This is a genomic window from Dyadobacter soli (assembly GCF_900101885.1).
In the GTDB taxonomy this organism is placed as follows: Bacteria; Bacteroidota; Bacteroidia; order Cytophagales; family Spirosomataceae; genus Dyadobacter; species Dyadobacter soli.
This window is the reverse complement of record NZ_FNAN01000010.1, coordinates 244,799-264,273: the sequence shown is the minus strand read 5'-3', so window position 1 is coordinate 264,273 and position 19,475 is coordinate 244,799. Positions and strand designations below refer to the sequence as shown.

General features: G+C 52.7%; 15 protein-coding genes. 11 read left to right on the top strand and 4 right to left on the bottom strand.

What is annotated here, in order from left to right; genetic code table 11:
• Positions 1-93 precede the first annotated feature (93 nt).
• The 9 genes from BLQ88_RS18070 to BLQ88_RS18030 all read left to right on the top strand — a co-directional run bounded on the left by BLQ88_RS18070 (position 94) and on the right by BLQ88_RS18030 (position 13,907).
• The gene (locus BLQ88_RS18070; protein ID WP_090152966.1) at positions 94-1,335 is read left to right on the top strand and encodes a mandelate racemase/muconate lactonizing enzyme family protein; all 1,242 of its coding nucleotides are present in this window, start codon (positions 94-96) and stop codon (positions 1,333-1,335) included.
• A gap of 4 nt (positions 1,336-1,339) precedes the next feature.
• The gene (dgoD, locus tag BLQ88_RS18065) at positions 1,340-2,587 is read left to right on the top strand and encodes a galactonate dehydratase (RefSeq protein ID WP_090152963.1); all 1,248 of its coding nucleotides are present in this window, start codon (positions 1,340-1,342) and stop codon (positions 2,585-2,587) included.
• 290 nt (positions 2,588-2,877) lie between these two features.
• Complete coding sequence (locus BLQ88_RS18060) at positions 2,878-5,868, top strand: SusC/RagA family TonB-linked outer membrane protein (protein WP_090152960.1); 2,991 nt, start codon at positions 2,878-2,880, stop codon at positions 5,866-5,868.
• Between the two features lie 53 nt (positions 5,869-5,921).
• Positions 5,922-7,400 (top strand): RagB/SusD family nutrient uptake outer membrane protein, encoded by a 1,479-nt coding sequence (locus BLQ88_RS18055; protein WP_090152959.1) that lies wholly within the window; start codon positions 5,922-5,924, stop codon positions 7,398-7,400.
• Positions 7,401-8,078: 678 nt separating this feature from the next.
• Complete coding sequence (locus BLQ88_RS18050; RefSeq protein ID WP_090152956.1) at positions 8,079-10,352, top strand: outer membrane protein assembly factor BamB family protein; 2,274 nt, start codon at positions 8,079-8,081, stop codon at positions 10,350-10,352.
• Positions 10,353-10,515: 163 nt separating this feature from the next.
• Positions 10,516-11,523 carry a 2-dehydro-3-deoxygalactonokinase gene (locus BLQ88_RS18045; RefSeq protein ID WP_090152953.1) on the top strand — a complete coding sequence of 336 codons (1,008 nt, stop codon included), beginning with the start codon at positions 10,516-10,518 and terminating at the stop codon, positions 11,521-11,523.
• Positions 11,520-12,155 carry a bifunctional 4-hydroxy-2-oxoglutarate aldolase/2-dehydro-3-deoxy-phosphogluconate aldolase gene (locus tag BLQ88_RS18040; protein WP_090152951.1) on the top strand — a complete coding sequence of 212 codons (636 nt, stop codon included), beginning with the start codon at positions 11,520-11,522 and terminating at the stop codon, positions 12,153-12,155. The genes BLQ88_RS18045 and BLQ88_RS18040 overlap by 4 nt, the downstream gene beginning before the upstream one ends.
• A 4-nt stretch (positions 12,156-12,159) precedes the next feature.
• Entirely contained in the window at positions 12,160-13,455 is a 1,296-nt protein-coding gene (locus BLQ88_RS18035) for an MFS transporter (RefSeq protein ID WP_090152948.1), read from the top strand.
• A complete protein-coding gene (locus BLQ88_RS18030; protein WP_090152944.1) occupies positions 13,452-13,907 on the top strand; it encodes a GNAT family N-acetyltransferase in 456 nt (151 codons plus the stop codon). The genes BLQ88_RS18035 and BLQ88_RS18030 overlap by 4 nt, the downstream gene beginning before the upstream one ends.
• Before the next feature lie 59 nt (positions 13,908-13,966).
• Here the strand turns inward: BLQ88_RS18030 and BLQ88_RS18025 are convergent, their stop codons facing one another.
• Positions 13,967-14,317 carry a hypothetical protein gene (locus tag BLQ88_RS18025; protein ID WP_090152941.1) on the bottom strand — a complete coding sequence of 117 codons (351 nt, stop codon included), beginning with the start codon at positions 14,315-14,317 and terminating at the stop codon, positions 13,967-13,969.
• 28 nt (positions 14,318-14,345) lie between these two features.
• Positions 14,346-15,767 (bottom strand): DUF4932 domain-containing protein, encoded by a 1,422-nt coding sequence (locus BLQ88_RS18020; protein ID WP_176885016.1) that lies wholly within the window; start codon positions 15,765-15,767, stop codon positions 14,346-14,348.
• 236 nt (positions 15,768-16,003) lie between these two features.
• On the opposite strand from BLQ88_RS18020, the gene BLQ88_RS18015 reads away from it, so the two are divergent.
• A complete protein-coding gene (locus BLQ88_RS18015; protein WP_090152936.1) occupies positions 16,004-16,459 on the top strand; it encodes a hypothetical protein in 456 nt (151 codons plus the stop codon).
• A gap of 43 nt (positions 16,460-16,502) precedes the next feature.
• Here BLQ88_RS18015 and BLQ88_RS18010 read toward each other — a convergent pair whose 3' ends face one another.
• Positions 16,503-16,853, bottom strand: a complete 351-nt coding sequence (locus BLQ88_RS18010; protein ID WP_090152934.1) for a winged helix-turn-helix transcriptional regulator — start codon at positions 16,851-16,853, stop codon at positions 16,503-16,505.
• 87 nt (positions 16,854-16,940) lie between these two features.
• On the opposite strand from BLQ88_RS18010, the gene BLQ88_RS18005 reads away from it, so the two are divergent.
• The gene (locus BLQ88_RS18005) at positions 16,941-17,762 is read left to right on the top strand and encodes an SDR family oxidoreductase (protein ID WP_090152932.1); all 822 of its coding nucleotides are present in this window, start codon (positions 16,941-16,943) and stop codon (positions 17,760-17,762) included.
• 122 nt (positions 17,763-17,884) lie between these two features.
• On the opposite strand, the gene BLQ88_RS18000 is transcribed toward BLQ88_RS18005, so the two are convergent.
• Complete coding sequence (locus BLQ88_RS18000; protein ID WP_229212733.1) at positions 17,885-19,417, bottom strand: sulfatase family protein; 1,533 nt, start codon at positions 19,415-19,417, stop codon at positions 17,885-17,887.
• Between the last annotated feature and the right edge of the window lie 58 nt (positions 19,418-19,475).

The window sequence follows — 19,475 nt, the reverse complement described above, 5'->3', positions numbered from 1 at the left end:
TGAGGTCACATGCGGTTTCCACACCTGACTATACCTGACAACTCTTGGCTATCACTGACTACATCTGACTAACCCTTACATTACCAGTACATTATGCAAAGACGAAATTTTATAAAATCAGCCTTTCTCGGCTCGGCTGCTGTTGCTGCCGGTTTTCCTTTCGCGACGTCGCAGGCTGCTTCCAAAATGAAGATTACCAAAATCCGCTACTACGCCGCGCCGGGGTATAACAAGCCACTTTTCAACCAGGCGCGGGGCATTGTCGAGATCGAGACCGACGGCGGCATTATCGGCATCGGCGAGGGCGGCTCTAAGGATATGATCGAGCAATGCGCGCAGATGATGATCGGCGAAGACCCGTTCCGCATCGAACACATCTGGCAGAACGTGTACCGCGGAATGTTCTACCCGCCGGGCCGCGAGAAGCTGCATGCATTGGGGGCGCTCGAAATGGCGCTGTGGGATATCAAAGGCAAGGCGCTCAATGTGCCTGTGTACGAATTGCTGGGAGGCGCCACGCGGGAGTATGTGGAATGCTATGCCACCGGTTTCCGTGCGTCGAAGGCCAAAACGGAGGAGGAGCGGGCGAGGGATTGCATCGAGGCCGGTTTACGCTCTTACCGCATCGGTCCGACGGGCGGTAATGGCGACCAGCCCTTCGATTTTTATGAAAATGTGAAAAAGACGATCGATTTCTGCAAACGTATCGACGAAGCCGTGGGCGGCGGGGGTAAATGGGCCATCGACCTTCACACGAGGTTCGACATGACCGACGGCTTGAAGATCTGTAACGCGCTGGAATCGCTCGAACCGTATTTCGTGGAGGACATTATCCGTTCCGAAAACCCGTCGGTGTATAAAACCGTGCGCTCGATGACGAAGGTGCCCATTGCGGTAGGCGAGCAATTCGGCGACCGGTGGGATAGCAACGAGTTCATCGAAAACCGGTGGATCGACTATACCCGGTTTACATTGCCCAACACCGGCGGTATCGGCGAGTTCAAGAAGCTCGCATCGATGTGTGAAACGCATTATGTAGGCATGATACCGCACTTTACGGGCCCGTTGTCGACGGCCACGCTGGTGCACGTACTGGGTTCGAGCAGCCCGGCGCGCGCATTGATGGAGCTCGGCGGGGGCGAACCGGAGCGGCCGCCTTATTTCAATGAGGATTTTATCAATTTCAAAAACGGTAAGCTGTACCTCAACGATGCGCCCGGACTGGGGGTAAAATTCGATCCTAAAAAAGCGACTTTCGTCATGGAGGTCAAAGAGAAAACCAAGTTCCCGCACCCGATCCTGAAAAGTCCGGACGGTTCTATTCATAACTGGTAATGCAATGAAACCTAACCCTAAATCTACCACTTTGTCGCGTCGCGCAGCCATTCAATCGGTACTCGGCGTGGCGGCGACGGGCACGATACTGCTGCCCAAAACTTCCTATGCAACCAATCCGACGCCCTTTCAGGCCTACGGGAAGGTGAAGATCACTAAGCTGGAAACGTTCCTGGTGAAGCCGCGCTGGATTTTCCTCAAAATCCATACCGACGCCGGCATTGTAGGCCTCGGCGAGCCGTTGCTCGAAGGCCGCGCGCTAACCATCCAGACCGCCATTAAGGAGGTAGAGCCCTATCTGGTAGGCAAGGACCCGCGGGCCGTGGTACATCATTGGCAGGCCATTTACCGCCACGCATTCTACCGCGGCGGGCCGCTGCTCACCAGTGCGTTGAGCGGCATCGACCAGGCATTGTGGGACATTAAGGGCAAGCTCCTGGGCGTACCCGTGCACGAGCTCCTGGGCGGGCCCACCCGCGACCGCGTACGTATATATGGGCGCGCGTCAAACGCGGAGGACATGAAGAAGCGCAAAGCCGAGGGCTACACGATCATTAAAACGGGCGTAGCCAAAAAGAACCCGGCAAACATCGTCGAAAACATGGCCTTCATTAAGTACGCCTCGGATAATTTTGCCTCCCTCCGCGAAGCTGGCGGGCCTGAAATGGACATCGCCATCGATTTCCACGGCGCGGTTCCGCAGCAGACATCGAAGGTGCTGATCAAGGAATTGGAACAGTATCAGCCGTTTTTCGTGGAAGAACCCTGCCAGGCGCAGAATGTGGACACGCTCGTGGACATTGCCCGCGGCACCCATATTCCCATTGCCACCGGCGAAAGGATTTTTACCAAATGGGGCTTCCGCGAAATCCTCGAAAAAGGCGCTGCCAGCATTATCCAGCCCGATTTGTGCCATGCGGGCGGCATTACCGAAGGGCGCCTCATTGCCGGAATGGCCGAGGCCTACTACATCCCCATTGCCCCGCATAACCCGATGGGACCGATTTCACTCGCTACCGGCTTGCAACTCGCAGCCAGCGTGCCCAATTTCCTCGTTCAGGAGCAGGTGTCGCTAGGCGAGGGCTACATCAAAGAACCATTCAAACTACAAAAAGACGGAACCGTAATGGTGCCTACCAAACCCGGCCTCGGCGTAGAGCTCGACGAAGACGCGATCAAGGACAAGATCGGCCACGACTGGAAGAACCCGGAGAGTTATAACGCCCTGGATGGGTCGGTGGTGGATTGGTGATTTTGACCGCCGACGGCCGACCGCTGACCGCCGATCGCTTGTTGGTTGCGGTGAGGTGTAGGGCTGGGAGTTTATGGCCGCCGACGGCTGACCGCTGACCGCCGATAGCTTGTTGGTTGCGGTGAGGTGTAGGGCTAGGAGTTTAGTAAAATTGAAAACGGACTGATGATCAAACAAGTGATCGGCGGTCGGCGGTCGTTGGTCGGCCGTCGGCAGCGGGAACGGCACAGCCATACCGCAGCGAAAATTGCATTTTTTAACGTTCAAATATAATTTATCTATCGTAAACCATGAGAAAATTCATGCAATTATGCCTGGTTCTCTTCCTTGCGAGCGGAGGTGCTTCCTTCGCCCAGGGTGGGAGAGTGACCGGAAAAGTGACGGACCAGGACAATGCCGCATTGCCCGGCGTGAGTATCCTGATCAGCGGGACCTCGCAGGGTACCGTGACCGACGGAGAGGGGAATTATGTGATCCAGGCGCCGGGGAATGGCTCGCTGGTGTTTTCGTTTATCGGCTATGAAACCCAGACGATAGAGATCGGTAACCGCTCGGTAATTGACATTAAACTTGCGCAGGGTTCCCGCAGTTTGGATGAGCTAGTGGTGGTAGGGTATGGTACCCAGCGAAAAACCGACGTTACCGGCGCATTGTCGGTGGTTTCGACGCGGGAGTTCTCGCAGCAGCCCATTACCCGCCTCGACCAGGTGTTGCAAGGGCGCGCGGCCGGGGTGCAGGTGACGCAATCCAACGGCGCGCCGGGCGGGGATTCGAAAGTGCGCGTTCGTGGTGCCAACTCGGTGCTCGGTAACAACGACCCGCTTTACGTGATCGACGGGTTCGTGGGGGCTAATTATAATTTGTTGAATCCCAATGATATCGAGTCGTTACAGGTGCTGAAAGATGCGGCTTCGACTTCCATCTATGGTAGCCGCGGTGCGAATGGGGTGATCATTATCACGACTAAAAAGGGCGCCAAGGGCATTAAGGTCAGCTATGAAGGGCAGGGTAGTGTTTCAAATGTGATCAAGCGGTTCGATATCCTTCCGGCGGGCGAGTTTGCCGAGATCGTGAATGCGCGTGCGGCCGCTACCGGCTCCAATGCGCCATTCACACAAGCGCAGGTCGACGATTTCAAAAAGAATGGCGGTACCGACTGGCAGGATCTCGTTTACCGCAACGGAAGCGGCCAGCAGCACCAGGTGACGGTTTCGGGAGGCGGTGAAAAGACCTCGTTCCTGATTTCGGGTAACTATGTGAATCAGAAAGGGATCGTGAATAACAGCGGCTTCAAACGCTATGTTTTACGGACTAATCTCAATACACAAATCAACAAGAACCTCGCATTGAGGCTCAATTTGTCGGGTGCGAAAACGGCCAACCACAATACAGACGGCGGCGGTGCGCTCATCGAGGCATTGCAATGGGCACCTACCACGCCCGCGTACGGCACCGACGGCCAGCCCACTTTTGCCGATCCTATCGGCTCGGTCTCGAGAAGCCCGCTGGATCATTTGTACGACAAATCCATCGACACCGAACGCATGAATATCAATGCGATCGGCGGACTGAGTTACCAGCTGCCGATTACCGGCCTCTCGCTCGATTTGCAATATGCGATCAACTATCTCGATGCCCAGAACAAGAACTTTAACGGCAAACGCCTTTCGAACAACAACCCGAATGCAACCCGCTATTCGGCCGACCAGGTGACTTTGCAGAATACCAATGCATTGAACTATAACCGTACATTCGGTAACCATTCGATCACTGCGGTAGCCGTATTGGAGACCCAGCAGTTTACCGACAAGAATTTTACTGCCACCGCCAACGGCCTGCGTTTCCCGCAATTGGGCTATGACAATATCGGCGGCAACTCGGCCGCGACGGTCAGCTCGGGCTTTTCGAAATGGACATTGCTCTCATTGCTTGGGCGTGTGAATTACGCATTCAAAGACAAGTACCTGGTAACCGCTGCCATTCGGCGGGATGGTTCTTCCAAATTCAGCAAGGACAACCGGAATAGCGTTTTCCCGTCGGTGGCATTGGGCTGGCGGCTTTCGGAGGAAGAGTTTATCAAAAACTGGAATGTATTTACCAACCTGAAACTTCGCGGAAGCTGGGGTAAAACGGGTAGCCAGGCCATTAACCCGTACGCGACATTATCTCCCTACAACTCCACGCAGGTCGGTTTCAATAATACCGGCGTGACGGCGGGCGTAATACAAGGCAACCAGGGCAACAGGAACCTGAAATGGGAAACCACTACCCAAACCGACGTGGGTATCGAAGTGGAGATTCTCAACGGTCGCCTGCATTTCGAAGCCGATTATTTCAATAAAAGCACTACCGACCTGCTGCTGAACGTGCAGCTGCCCAACTACGCGGGCGGTGGAACGCAGCCGCGTAATGTGGGTGAGGTGAGAAACAGCGGTTTCGAGTTTGCGATCGGCGGTACGCCCATTGAAAAAGGTAAATTCAGCTGGGAAACAAACCTGAACCTGTCGACATTGAAAAACGAGGTGGTGAGCCTCGGCGGGCTGCCAAGGCTCGGTACCGGAACCGGCGCGGGCGGCGGTATGTCCATCACCAACGAATTTATGCTCATGCCCGGCCAGCCGCTCGGTTCTTACTGGGGCCTGAGATACCTCGGTACATTCAAACCCGATGAGGCCGATATCGCCGCCAAGCAAGGCCGCGTGCCCGGCGACCCGCATTATGAGGATGTGAATGGCGACAATGCGATCACTACCGACGATTTCCAGATTGTCGGCCACGCGTTCCCTAAACTGACCGGCGGTTGGAATAACACCTTTACTTATAGTGGTTTTACATTGAATGTGTTCTTCCAAGGGGCATTTGGGGTAGACAAACTGAACTATACTCGTGCAGGTGCCATGTCGGGCTCGGGCGAGGCGCGCCAGTTCCTGCTGACCGAAATCCGCGATTACTACCGTGAGGGCAACACCGATTCGGACATTCCGGCATTTACCAAAACTTACCAGCCATTCACGCAGTCGAGCCGGTTTGTGGAAAACGGAAGTTTCGTAAGGTTGAAAAACGTGAGTCTGGCGTACAATGTACCGTCGTCCGTTTTCAAGGATAAGGCCAACATCCGCATTTTCGCGAGTGCTACCAACCTGTTTACAATCACCAAATATTCCGGCCCGGACCCTGAAACCAGCAACGTAGGTTCCAGCACCGACACCGCCATCGGTATCGACCGCGGTTCCTATCCGAATGCGAAGGTGTATACGGTAGGGTTGACGTTGGGGTTCTGACGGCCGACTCCGGATTTGGGATTTGTTAAAGTGAAAAAATCAATCAGACAGACATGAAAAAAATAACCATACTTCTTTTAAGCGGCTTGCTTCTTACCGGGGCGGGTTGCAGCGATTACCTTGATGAGGACACGACGGGGCTTTTGTACGGGCCGAATGTGCTCTCCACGCAGGATGGCCTCGAATCGGCATTGACCGGTGCGTACAAAGGTCTTGGGAATCAATGGACTTACGGTTTTTTGCATCCGTCGGCCAACGCGGCTGTGCTGGGTGCGGACGACGTCACCACGCACCCGGCCAGTAACAAGGCCGACTGGCGGGAGTTCGACCAATTTAATGTATCGACTACCAACCAGCGTTCGAATGCGGTTTATAATGGTTGCTACAAGGCCATTCAGGGAGCGAACAATGTGATTAATAACTATCAGCAAACGGTTGGTACCAAGGCCACGATCGATATTATCGTCGGCGAGGCGCATTTCATACGCGCATTTTCGTATTACTGGCTGACGCGCTTCTGGGGCAACATTCCGCTGATTATGGCCGGAGAATATTCGGATGAACTGCTGACTGTCAAGAAATCGACGCCGCAGGAGGTTTACGACCTGATCGTCGCAGACTTGAAAGTAGCCGAAACCAACCTGCCGAATGCGAAACGCGATCCGGGGAGGCCCAACAAAGGCTCGGCCAAAGCATTCCTGGCTGATGTATACCTGACGATGGCAGGCTGGCCATTGAAACAAACCGACAAATACGACCTCGCAGCGGCAAAAGCCAAGGAAGTGATCGATAATGCAGCCACCTATGGTTTCGAGTTACTGCCAACCTTCGCGGCAGTATTTGAAAACGACCCGGCCTCACCGGGCACCAAAGAGGCGGTGTTCCAGATCAGCGGATACCTCGGCGGTAGCGGCACGGCGAATGCAACCTATGGCAACACGACCATGCCGGGCGAGGAAGGCGGCTGGGACGATATGTTCGCAGAGCTCAATTTTTTCCGCGATTTCCCTGCCGGGCCGCGCAAGGATGCTACATTCCGCACAGAATTCGGCCTTGGCGCGACCAAAATTACCTGGCAGAACAGTTTGACCAAACATCCTTACTACCAGAAATGGTATATCAAAGGCAACATTGTGACATCGAGCATTTCGCTGCCGTCGGTGATGATGCGCTACCCGCACGTGCTCACGGTCTACGCCGAAGCCAAAGCCCGCGGCACCGGCGGTCCCGACCAGGCTGCTTACGATGCATTGAACAAAGTCCGTCTTCGCGGTCGCGCGGCGGGTACCAAAGCTTTGGCGCCGGGTGACGGCCTTACCGCCGCGCAATTCGCCGACGAGGTCGTGCAGGAGCGTGCGTGGGAGTTTGCCTGTGAACGTACGCGCTGGTTCGACCTGATACGGTTGGAGCGCGTCGAAGAAGCAAATGCCAAGAAAAGCACCGACGATTTGCAGCCGATCAAGCCGATCGTGAAGGAGAATTACTGGTTCCCATTGCCTTACACGGATACGTCCATTAATCCGAATTTGTAGGTTTTCGGGTGTTGTTGTTACATCCCTACGGGATTTTGAAAAGGAGTGTCGGACCGTTTTTGCTACCAATGTTGCGTGCCTGACGGCACTGTACAGCAAGATGAAAAGTCGCGTTAGCGACGTAACCTTGGTAGCTACGAATGTTTTGCGCTGATGCTGAAAATGCCGTAGGCATGTAACGACAGATATAAGTCGCGTCAGCGACGCAATCTTGGTAGCTACGTACGTTTTGCGCCGATGCTGAAAATGCCGTAGGCATGTATCGACAGTCAATTCGCGTCAGCAACGCAACTTTGGTAGCTACGTACGTTTTGCGCCGATGCTGAAAATGCCCTAGCATGTAACGACAGATTTAAGTCTCGTTAGCGACGTAACCTTGGTAGCTACGAACGTTTTGCGCTAATGCTGAAAATGCCGTAGGCATGTAACGACAGATATAAGTCGCGTTAGCGACGCAACCTTGGTAGCTACGAACGTTTTGCGCTGGATGCTGAAAATGCCGTAGGCATGTAACGCCAAATATAAGTCGCGTTAGCGACGTAACCTTGGTAGCTATGAACGTTTTGCGCTGATGGTGAAAATGCCGTAGGCATGTAACAACATAATAGTCGGGATGCAAAATGCTTGCGAGACACCCCGCTGTTTTTTAACACAACATTACCTTCACTAACTGTAAAAATGATCCGATTCACGATCATATGGTCCATACTATTGACCGCGACTTTGGGCGCATTGGTACCGGCTTTTCACGATCGCCGGGTTTCGAATGACCGGATCCCGGAAGAACGCGTCCCGGACGGCCGGAGCCCGGACGACCCCAAAGACGCCGACTGGCCTGTATACGGAGGCAACAATGCCGGTAACCGCTACTCCTCATTGACCCAGATCAATAAGGAGAATGTAGGCAGGCTGCAACCGGTATGGTCCTACGACACCGGCGAGAACAATAAGCCCGGTGAACGCGGCATGGATATCCAATGCCAGCCGATCGTGATCGACGGGGTTATGTACGGTACCACGCCGCGGTTGAAGGTATTCGCCATCGAGGCGGCGACGGGCAGGGAGATTTGGAAGTTCGACCCTTTCGAAGGAAAGCGGCCGCGGTTTCATCCGATGCGCGGTGTGGTGTACTGGTCGGAGGGGAATGACAAACGCATTTTGTTCACGGCCGGGCCTTCATTGTTTGCATTGAATGCGGAAACGGGTAAGCTGGTCGAAAGTTTTGGCAAGGATGGTGAGGTGGATTTTCACGACGGCCTGGGCGACGAGTCGACTTACGGCTACGATCCCTATCAATTCAACATCCGCAATACCACACCGGGTGTCATTTACAAAAACCTCTTGATTACCGGCTCCTCGGTGTCGGAGGGCGGCGACGCATTGCCGGGCCACATCCGCGCATTCGACGTGCGTACGGGTAAGGTCGCATGGGTGTTCCGCACGATCCCGCTCCCGGGCGAGTACGGGTACGACACCTGGGAGAAGGATTCATACCGGAAACTGGGCGGCGCCAATTGCTGGGCCGGCATGGTGATCGATGAAAAGCGTGGAATGGTGTTTCTCGGAACAGGCTCGCCGTCCGTGGATTTTTACGGAGGCGCGCGAAAAGGAAGTAATTTGTTTGCCAACTGCGTGATTGCGCTCAATGCGGCCACAGGCAAACGTGTGTGGCATTTCCAAACCGTACACCACGATCTATGGGACCGGGACATCCCGTGCCCTCCCAACCTGATCACGGTAAAACGGAACGGCAAAACAGTCGATGCAGTAGCGCAGGCGACCAAGGACGGCTATGTTTTCTTGTTCGATCGTGATACGGGTAAGCCGCTCTTTCCGGTAAAGGAAGTACATGTACCGAACGCGAAGCCGCTGCCTGGTGATCAGCCCTGGCCGACCCAGCCGGTACCGACAAAACCTGCCCCATTTGCCAATCAGGTATTAACCGAAGCCGATATTACTTCCCGCACGCCCGAAGCGCACGCATACGTGCTCGAACGCTTTCGAAGCAGTAACAAAGGTCCCAAAAACCATCCATCCGATCTGCTCGGAGGCTTGTTGTACGGTATCGGGGGTGGTGCCGAGTGGGGCGGTACGGCGGCGGATCCGGAAGGTATTGTGTATGTCAATGGTAATAATATGCTCTGGTGGCTCAAAATGCGGGATGCGAAGGAAGCGCGGAGCGGTCAGGAAGGTCGGTCGTTGTCAAAAGGTAATGTTCTGTTTAATACAAACTGTGCGATTTGTCATGCAACGGATGCCCAAAATGCTACTGCTTCGGCAGCAACACAGGCTTATCCGGTGTTGAAAGACATCGGGCAACGGATGAACCGTGAACAAATAGGTGCATTGCTCGAAACCGGGCGCGGACGTATGCCGTCGTTCCAGCACATTTCGAAAGAAGATCGCGCGGCGATAATGGATTTTCTTTTGAAAACGGAGACAAAATCGGCTGCAAACGATGTTCATGCGCAAACACAAAACACTGGGAACCAAACCAATGCCGCCTTTCCGCATCAGCCGCCTTACGTCAACAATGGTAATGTACAATTCCGTGACCAGGACAATTACCCGGCCATTAAGCCACCCTGGGGCACGCTGAATGCTATCAACATGAACACCGGCGAATACCTCTGGAAAGTGACGCTCGGCGAATACCCTGAGCTTACCAAACAGGGCATAGCCCCAACCGGTACCGAAAACCACGGTGGCCCGCTCGTTACGGCCGGAGGATTACTCTTCATCGCAGCCACTTACGACGAGAAACTAAGAGCATTCGATACCAAAACCGGCAAAGTAGTTTGGGAATACAAACTCCCGGCAGGCGGTTTTGCGACACCTGTTACCTATATGGTCAACGGAAAGCAATATATTGCAATCGCAGCCGGCGGCACAAGATACGGCCTCAAACCCGGCGGCACTTATATATCCTTTGCCTTAAATTCCGTCGACTAAAGTCGACGGCCAGAGATTTAAAATCTGTTACCGTCGACTTTGGTCGACGGGTCCGAGAGGAAGCAGCCGACTTCCATTCGGCGAAGCCAAGCAAAGAAGTGCCGGAGGCACGCACATTTTTAACCTGGGATTTCAATCCCAGCACTTAACAAAGAAGAACACTATGAGTAAACACCTGCTAAGTTGTGACTGGGGAACCTCCTCGTTTCGGTTGAGGCTGGTCAATGTGAGGGATCACGATGTGGTAGGGGAGGTAACGTCGCCGAACGGCATCGGTGCCGTGTACAATGCCTGGCAGGCAGCAGGCGGCGAAGCGAACGTGCCGCGTGGCGAATACTACCGGTCGATCATCGCGACGCAGATCACCGCATTGCACAAGCAAACCGGCATCGATCTGACCGGCGTCCCGATCGTGCTGTCCGGCATGGCCTCATCGTCGATCGGCATGCAGGAGTTGCCTTACGCACGGTTGCCATTTGCATTGGACGGCGCACATCTCGCTATGAGACATTTCGACGAGCAACCGGATTTTCCGCACGAGATCACGATCGTTTCCGGCGTCCGGAGCGACCACGATGTGATGCGCGGCGAGGAAACGCAGCTGATAGGCCTGGGCGCAGGAATGGACCTTTCGGGGCGGGATGCCATATTCATCTTCCCGGGCACGCATTCGAAGCATATGTTCGTGCGCGACGGAAGGTTGATTGATTTCAAGACATTTATGACCGGCGAGGTGTTCAATCTTATGGCCAGTCAAAGCATTCTCAAAGACTCCATCGACCATTATCACCAGTCGGATTTTAACCAGGAAGCCGCCGATGCGTTTCGCGCGGGCATACGCGAGTCTGGGACGGGGAATATTTTAAATGCATTATTTACAGTAAGAACCAACCAGCTTTTTGATTTATTAAGTAAACGGGAAAACGGGATGTTCCTGAGCGGGCTGCTGATCGGCTATGAAATCCGCGACCTGACCAAAGAGCTCAGCGGACATCTGGTACTTTGCGGTGGTAATAATCTTTACCAATTGTACAAAACCGCGATAGAAACGCTCGGACTGGCAGGCAGGGCAACCATCATTCCTTCGGAGATCGTCGACCGTGCCGCAACAGCCGGGCATATCCGGATTTTTAAGAACCAACATTTAACATTGAATAAAACAAATTTATGAGTGAGCGTACATTTTCATGGGAGTTGTTTAACAAGGCGCCGCTGGTCGGCATTATCCGGAACGTTTCGCCGGAGGACGTCAAGCGCATCCTGCCTATCTACCGGGAAGCAGGGCTGACCACCGTCGAGATTACCATGAACACACCCGGCGCGACCGATATTATCCGTTACGCGGCGGAAAATGAGCATTACGGCCTGAACATCGGTGCCGGAACCGTGTGCACCAAAGACGACCTGGACGCAGCATTAGAGGCGGGGGCGCAATTTATCGTGACACCGGTTTTGAGTAAAAAAGTGGTAAAATCCTGTGTCAAAAAAGGCATTCCGGTGTTTCCGGGCGCCTATACTCCCACTGAAATCTTCAATGCATGGTCATTGGGGGCGTCGATGGTGAAAATTTATCCGGCCACCGCGTTGGGGCCGGGGTATATCAAAGACCTGAAAGCACCGATGAACCAGTTGAAACTCCTTCCCACCGGAGGCGTAAGCCTGGAAAATATGGAGGCGTTCCTCAAAGCGGGCGCCAACGGGTTGGGCATCGGCGGACAATTATTTGACAAGAAGCTCATTCAGGACAAAAACTGGGACGGGCTGAAAGCACATTTCCTTCAATTCGCACAAAAACTCGCTTAACCAAATGGGTAAAATCAGGAATTACCGCTGGATCATTGTGGTCCTGCTCTTTCTCGCCACGACCATCAACTACCTCGACAGGCAGATCATCGGCCTCCTGAAACCCATTCTGGAAAAAGAGTTCGTTTGGACCGAAACCGATTTCGCCCGCATTGTGATGGCATTTACAGCCGCCTATGCCGTGGGTTTGCTCGCTTTCGGCTGGCTGATCGATAAGATCGGTACCAAAGCCGGGTATTCGTTCACCATTATTTTTTGGAGTATCGCGGGCATGCTGCATGCGGTAGCGCGCAGCGCATTCGGCTTCGGTGTGGCGCGTGTGGGGCTGGGTCTGGGGGAAGCAGGTAATTATCCTGCGGCAGTGAAAACCGTCGCCGAGTGGTTCCCGAGAAAGGAGCGTGCGCTAGCGACCGGTCTTTTCAATGCAGGTACGAGCGTCGGCGTGGTGGTGGCGCTCATACTCGTTCCCTGGATTCTGAGCCATTACGGTTGGCAGGAAGTGTTCTGGATTACGGGTGCTCTCGGTTTCGTGTGGCTCATTTTCTGGTTGATATTTTATGATATTCCCGTAAAACAAAAGCGCCTGGGCACCGATGAACTGCAATACATTCTCAGCGGACAGGAACAGGACGAAAACGAAGCTGAAAAGCAGCCGGTGAAGTGGATCAAACTTTTCACATTCCCGCAAACCTGGGCCTACATTACGGGCAAAGGGCTTATCGACCCGATTTACTGGTTCTTCCTGTTCTGGTTACCGTCGTATTTTGCTTCTACGTTTAACCTCGACCTCAAAAAGCCGAGTTTAGAACTGATGCTGATTTACGTGGCCACTACCGTGGGCAGTATTGGCGGCGGTTACCTGTCGTCCTGGTTGATCAAACGGGGCTGGCCTACCTTGAAAGCACGGAAAACCGTGCTGCTGGGGCTGGCATTCTGCGAATTATCTGTGATCCTGATCCAGTTTTCGAGCGACGTGTGGATGGCCGTCGGGCTAATCAGTCTCGCAGTGGCATTGCACCAGGCCTGGGCTACGAACGTATTCACGCTCCCATCCGATCTTTTTCCAAAACAGGCCGTTAGCTCAGTCGTAGGCATCGGTGGAATGGCCGGGGCCGTGGGCGGCATTCTTTTTCCGATCCTGATTGGCAACCTGCTCGATAGTTACAAAGCGGCCGGTAATATCCAGGCGGGCTACAACATCATTTTTACAATCTGCGGTTTTACCTATCTTGTGGCGTGGCTGATTATCCATTGGCTCACCAGAACGCCCAAAGTGGTAGAACTCGAAGAATTGCAATGATTAATTTAAAAAGAACCGACTCCGACGATCCTGACTTCAAAGCATTGGTAAAGCTCCTCGACGCCGACCTCGCGATCCGCGACGGTGCCGACCACGGTTTTTACTCCCAATTCAACAAAATTGACAAAATCCGCCACGCCGTGGTATGCTACGAAAACGATCAGCCCATCGGCTGCGGCGCCATCAAAGCATTTAGCGACGAGGCCATGGAAGTCAAGCGGATGTACGTTTCACCCGAAGGCCGCAACAAAGGCACCGCCACCCGTGTCCTCGGCGAACTGGAAGTCTGGGCATCCGAAATGGGCTACCTTAAATGCGTCCTCGAAACCGGCCAACGCCAACCCGAAGCCATCGCGCTGTACGAGAAGAACGGCTACGCCCGCACGGAGAATTACGGGCAGTATGTTGGGGTGGAGAATAGTGTTTGCTTCGCGAAGGTGCTGGAAAGCTAGCTTTTGTTACAATGCAATAGTTGGGCGTAGTCTGCGCCTACGCCCAACACTTTGTCACGTTAGTCCTTTTTAATTTCAGTAATTTCAATAGCCGGGAAAACGACCATATTTGTTGGCCCGAAGAAGCATTCTTTCTTGAGATTTCCGGCGATGGTGTAGTTGGGAATGTCGGAACTGGCACTTTTGGTCCAGATTGAATCGGGGGAGCAGGCGATGGCCGTGATTTTGGCCAGGTTGACGGGATGTGTGAACGTGAATATGCCGGCTCCTTCGTGCGATGCCCGTGTGTTTTTAAGAATGAGTACAGTCGGGCCGTCACAGCCGCAATCGGGCTCAGGATCTTTCTTTTTGCAGCTGAATAGCGCCGCCAAAGTGATGATGCATACTAAACTGATCCGTTGGTTTTTCATGGCGTAAGTTTTTGATTTACATCTGCATTTATCTGTTATTCTTCTCAAACCAAGTCACGATCTGAGGATACAGATCGGCGACAGTCTGACCCTTTTTTCGCTCCTTGTAAATTTTGACCAAAAACTGGTCAAACTCTTTAAAACGCCGGAAGCCGCGGAAATTAACCATATTATCCTCATTGGAAGCGATGAGTTTCTCTTGCTCGGCGAACGGTGCGTGATCGACATAGCGGAGGCTTACGAGTGCCCAGTTCATGTATTCGTCGAAGGAGGTCTGGGGCGTGTCGTAGTAGCGCGCCGGTTTGCTGTTGTCGTTCCAGATGGAGAGGTCTTTGAATACTTTTTGAATACGGTCACGGTAGGCAGTCTTTTGGCCTTCCGGACCGATGAAGCTGTGGTTGAATTCCGTAAAAACGATGTTACCATCCATGACGAACCGGGCTTTTTCCGACCACTCGGAAGTTGCTCCCGGTTTGTGAAATGGAAAGTTGACATGTGCCTGCGCTTCGCAGAAGCCGTCAATATCGAAGAAGCTGGCGGATTGGTTGGCGCTTACCAAAGGCGAAAAGATGATTTTAAATGCGTCGTAATGCGTTGAAGGAAAGTTCCGGCCAAGCCAGCGCTGCATTTCGGGGACGCCGACAGAGTCACGATAGACCTGGATCAAGTGATTGTAATAGGGACTGTGGGCATTGTAAAATTCCTGAAAGCGGCTCGCCTTCGCAAAGTTTTCCAGGTCCGGAAGATAGTACAACAGATTGTTGGTGTACGAATTACCGATGCGGTCGTACACGGGACCTTGGGTGATTTTCCCGTCTGCTGCGAGGTCGAACGGATAGGCATCCATTTTCATGGCATGAATCCCCCCGTCGACGCCAAGCCCTTTGTTGACCTTTTCGACTACCTCATGACTGGTGTAAGGTTCAAACCATGCCATCACTTCGCGGTAATAGTCCGTATCCCGATTCACGAATCCGCTCACGTTCCTGCCCCGGTCCGTTAATGCAAATACAATATTGATGAGTTCGTACACCTCCGGGATTTCGACCAAAGTCTTACCCCGGTGAGCAGCCTGGTATGCTTTGGAAAACCGTGCGCGGGGTACGATTTTGATACCTTTGAACTCTGTAAATGCACTATCTTTTCCATTCAGCAGCACCACGAACGGGTAACTCTTTCCGGGCTCGACCTCAAAAACAACGGAGTCGCGGTTGGTGATGAATGCGAAGCGTTTGCTCTTTCCTTCGATGAATGCGTCATAAACATCCGGCCGGATCTGCGGCGAGATATTCCAGTTACCTGTTACCAAAACGTCGCCCTCGCGTATGTCCGCATGTGCGCTATCGGCCAGCACCACGCGTGAATGCTGCGCGTGCGAAGGCGCCCCCGCGTATAACCACACAAGTGATATGAATGCCTGTTTCGCAAAACGGTAGAGAAATGTCTTCACTATCTGTCAGTTAAATGTATTGGTCCGGGAAATTATCTGGCGGGTGCTGTCGTCAAAGGGCAGTAATATAAGTATTTTGTTATTTTGGCTACAATAAGTTACATAAAATAAGTTGTGGCAGAGTCACATCGGTTGGGAGACGTTTTGTCGACAAACCAATGCTTTCCGTCGACGTCTGGAACAAATGCTGGCAGGCACCGCTTACGTCGTTAGTTTAGATTTATTAGCCTATTCAAATGACAGATTTAAAAGTAATCAAAACAGATTGGGAGCCGGCTAACCGTCTTATTGTGACGCACATTAGTGGGGATTTGGATAAGGAGGATGTGATCCGTTGGGAAGAATCACTTCAAGCGGCCCTGGATCAGGTCGAAGACGGGGGGACGTTCCGTATATTCGTTAATCTTCACGGTTTCACGGCGCTTAACTTTGATGCGCATAAGCATTTCCGCAATATTATCCCGCTTACGCTGGCTGAATACGGGTGGAGAGTGGGATACGTAGCCATGTTTGAGGAAGAAGCCTCCGGGCTGGTGCTCAGCAGTAAGCGCAATATCCGCTGCCTCGCCGCGGCGCATTGCCATCAGGATGAGACGAAGATCGCGAAGTACGAATCGCTTTATAGCAGCCCGAACGAGCGCTTTTTTACCGATCCGGAAATGGCAGAAGCCTGGATCCGTAGCATTGCCTGAATGCAGAAAGCCCATCGGTAGCCGGTGGGCCTCTTCAACACATTCAGTTTTCTTCCTGAATGTACTTCTTATGCTCCTTGCCCCAGTCGATCATGGCGAGGATAATGTTGCCGAACGTCTTGCAGTAGGGCGTCGACTCGTATTCCACCAACACCGGAGAGTCGGGGTAGACGGTCCGTTTGATGAGCTTGTTCATTTCCATTTCTTTTAATTCACGGGAAAGCATCCGTGTGGTGATGCCGGGAATGCTTCGTTCGATTTGGCGGAAACGTTTGTTTCCATTGCATATCGAGTTGATAATGGGCAACTTCCATTTGCCGCCGATGACGTAAATCGTGTCTTGCAGCGCCTTCACTTCTTCTGCCTGGTTCCTGATCAATGTCGCTTCTGCCATAGTAGTAGTTGGTATACTCTGTGATACTGATTACAAAGTTATACCAATATCGGATACTTTTGTTCCATCAATTTAAAATTTACTAAAATGAACGAGCAAAAGACCATTTTCATAACAGGTACCAGCAGCGGGCTGGGCAAATTAACCGCTAAGTTTTTCGCGGAAAACGGCTGGAATGTAGCTGCAACGATGCGTACACCGGAAAAGGAGACCGAACTGACAGCCTATGAGAATGTTAAGATTTTCAAACTGGACGTGACCAACATCAACCAGGTCAAAACAGCCGTTGAAGAAGCGATCGCCGCCTTTGGAAAGATAGATGTAGTGGTGAACAATGCGGGTATGGGTACCTACGGCGCGCTGGAACTTGCGAAAGAAGAGGATATCGACTGGCAGTTTGCAGTCAACGCCCGTGGGCCTATTAATGTGATCCGCGGATTCCTGCCACATTTCCGCGCGAATGGCGGCGGGATGTTCATCAATATCAGCTCATTTATGGGGGTTACCACTGCGGTACCGCTGGGCTCGCTTTACAATATGTCCAAATTTGCGCTGGAAGGGCTGATCGAGGGGTTATATTATGAATTGAAACCGCTCAATATCGACTTGCGGCTCATCGAGCAGGGAGGCTCGAAAGGGAATAATTTCCGGGAAAGCATTGTCTGGAACGAGCACCCGGAAATTACGGCTTATGACGAGCTGACAAACAAGCTTCAATCCATTATGGCCGGCGCCGACGAGAGCCAGCTCGACGATCCGATGGAAATTGTAAACGTGATCCATAGCCTCGCGACGCGCGAAACGAATCAGTTTAGGAATGTGATCGGGGCAACGGGCAATCAGTTAATGCAAATGCGCAGCTCAATGCCGATTGAAGAATACATGGAGACCATGCAGCGGTTCTTCTAATTAATTCTTTTCAGAGAAAGCGGATGGTGAAACAATTTGCCATCCGCTTTTTAGCGATTTATCGATAAACCATAGTAATGGTATGTTCGTCCTGTCGGCGATTTATAATATAACCCTGGTTATTAAAATGGGCGGGTGTAACCCTGAGACTTCTGTTTTTCCAAAAGTGCTTTGAGCTCCTTTACAATTTCAGGTTGCTTTGCAAACAGATTAGAAGTTTCCTGCGGATCATTGTAAATGTCATAAAGCTGTCCTTCCGGGTCCGAGGCCTGGCCTTTGGACGACCAGCCACCACTACCTTTTCCGTCAATAAACTTCCATTTGCCACGGCGGATCGCGAACATACCGTCGATGGAATGGTGGATAATGCTCGGTCTCACAGGCGTAGTATCACTAGCGTTCCGCAATACCGGCAGAAAACTGAAACTATCCTGACCGGCGTTACGGTCGAGCTTTTGGCCGGTAACCGATGCCAGCGTTGCCATCAGGTCGGTGAGGCATATGGTTTGATTGACCTTTGAGCCTTCCTTTACAACCGCCGGCCATCTGACAATGAACGGAACACGGTGGCCGCCTTCCCATATATCGGATTTTTCGCCCCGGTAAATGTAATTTGCCTGATGTGCGGGGTATATTTCCTTGTCGCCGGGCTTCCAGTCGGCGCCATTATCGGAAGTGAAAATTACGAGGGTGTTTTCGGAAATGCCGAGGCTGTCGAGCGTGTGCATGACCGCGCCCACGACCGCATCCGTATGATGCACGAAGTCGCCGTATATCCCGGCCTTGGTTCTGCCTTTATGTGCTTCGGAGGGCAGCCACGGTGTATGCGGAGCGGATAACGGCAGGTATAGAAAGAACGGTTTGGAATGGTTCCCGGCTGCGCTCACTATGAAATTTTTCGCTTCCTGACCGAAAATATCCAGTGTCTTTTTCAAATCGAAACTCTGTGAGCCTTTCCCGTCCCGCCAGAAAACACCACGTGGCGTTTTGTTGCCGGTAATGTCGGTCATGCGCGGATCGATAGGTTTGCCGTTTTTGAGGTAAATGTAAGGGGGAATGTCCAGCGATGCCGGAATGATGTAGCTGTAATCAAAGCCGAGGTCGTTCGGGCCGACCGTAATGCCTTTTTCAAGCGCAAGGTTTTCACTTTTTGTCCAGTCAATATCCAGTTCGGCGTGATTCACGTCCTTCGCAGCGTCGGCTTTCACCCAATCGAGGCCCAGGTGCCATTTTCCTATGACGCCGGTGCGGTACCCGGCTTTTTTCATCAGATCTGCAACCGTCCAGCGGTCTTTTTCAATAAGCATAGACGAATAACCGCCGAGAACGCCTTTTTTGAGCCGCGAACGGAACGCATATCGGCCGGTAAGAATCCCGTATCGCGTAGGCGTGCACACGGCCGAGCCCGAATGCGCGTCCGTGAACGCAAGGCCATTGGAAGCCAGTTTATCGAGATTGGGTGTGTGGATCTGGGAATCGGGATTGAGACAGGAGAGGTCGCCCGAGCCAAGATCGTCGGCAAGTATATAGATCACGTTGGGCTTTGGGGCAATACCTTCTGCAAGGCCGTTCTTACGGAAAATCAGCAGGGCAGACGACGCCAGCAGGAGCATCAGGAGCGTGTAACTCAGATTAGGATAAGTACGGAACATCATACAAACAGCTTTTCCGCCCGGAGCGGAGCGGTTAGGAAATATTCTACCAGGTTAGTAG